Origin of the sequence: Actinoplanes sp. NPDC048791 (assembly GCF_040650095.1) — a bacterium.
Taxonomy (GTDB): Bacteria; Actinomycetota; Actinomycetes; order Mycobacteriales; family Micromonosporaceae; genus Actinoplanes.
This window is the reverse complement of the sequence record NZ_JBEZGQ010001748.1, coordinates 1-1,033: the sequence shown is the minus strand read 5'-3', so window position 1 is coordinate 1,033 and position 1,033 is coordinate 1. Positions and strand designations below refer to the sequence as shown.

Sequence of the window (1,033 nt, the reverse complement as noted above, 5' to 3'; positions counted from 1 at the left end):
CGGTTGACCCTCAAGCTCGCTTGGTCGTGCGCGAGCGGGTAGTCGTGGTGGGCGGCGGCCGCGCGGGACGTGCGCTACCTGCCGGCCGAGCCGCCGTGGACCCGGGAGGTGCGCTTCCGGGCGCCGCTGGTGGAGATGGGCGTGTATCTGCCGTGGCTGCGCGAGCGGCTGCTGGCCGCCGGGGTGCGGGTGCTGCGGCGCCGGGTCGACCGGCTGGACGAGGCCCTGGTGGAGGCGCCGGTGGTGGTCAACGCGACCGGGCTGGCCGCCGGCGCGTTGTGCGGTGACCCGGAGGTGGTCCCGGCCCGCGGGCAGATCGTGCTGGTCGCCAACACCGGCATCTACACCTCCGTACGCGACGACGGCGAGCCGTCGACCTATGTGCATCCGCGCAGCCGCGACGTCGTGCTGGGCGGCACCTGGCAGGTGGGGGACTGGAACACCACGCCCGACCCGGCGACGCGCGACGCGATCCTGGAGCGCTGCGTGGCCCTGGTGCCCGAGCTGGCGGGTGCGCCGGTCGTGGGGGAGAAGGTCGGGCTGCGCCCGGTACGGCGCGGGGGTCCGCGGGTGGAGGCGGAGAAGTGGCCGGGCGGGACGGTGGTGCACGCGTACGGGCACGGCGGCGCCGGCATGACGCTCTGCTGGGGCTGCGCCGACCAGGTCGCCGAGCTTGCTCTCTGACAACGGCCGTTCACCTTCCGTTCACCTTCGCCCGCGACTAGGCTCAGGTTTCACGGCATCGATCTTGATGAATCATGCAGAGTCGCGTGAGGAGACCGCCCGATGACCGACCGACCCCGCCTGCTACCCCTTCTCGGACCGGCCGGGCATGCCGGTCGCGACCCGAAGACCTGCCTGTACCGCTGCGGCAACGCCTGCGACCATCCCGTGCCCAACGAGTCCGCCAACCCGTACCTCGGTGACGTGGTCAACATCTTCGGTCGCTGGTACCGCCGCTGGCTGGACGCGGCCGGGGCGCAGCCGGTCGCCTGATCTTCGGGTGCCGTCCATCTCGGTCCCGCCCGGGCTT

The 1,033-nt window shown here is 72.9% G+C and carries 2 protein-coding genes; both read left to right on the top strand.

Features of this window, described 5'->3' with window-relative positions; genetic code table 11:
- Positions 1–69: 69 nt before the first annotated feature.
- Positions 70–684: an FAD-dependent oxidoreductase gene (locus AB0C29_RS50155; RefSeq protein WP_360835682.1), complete on the top strand. Its 615-nt coding sequence runs from the start codon at positions 70–72 to the stop codon at positions 682–684.
- 102 nt (positions 685–786) lie between these two features.
- Positions 787–996: a hypothetical protein gene (locus AB0C29_RS50150; RefSeq protein ID WP_360835684.1), complete on the top strand. Its 210-nt coding sequence runs from the start codon at positions 787–789 to the stop codon at positions 994–996.
- Positions 997–1,033 lie beyond the last annotated feature (37 nt).

Bases quoted from the DNA above. Each gene is read 5' to 3' on its own strand.
- AB0C29_RS50150 (WP_360835684.1), top strand. From the start codon at position 787: ATGACCGACCGACCCCGCCTGCTACCCCTTCTCGGACCGGCCGGGCAT.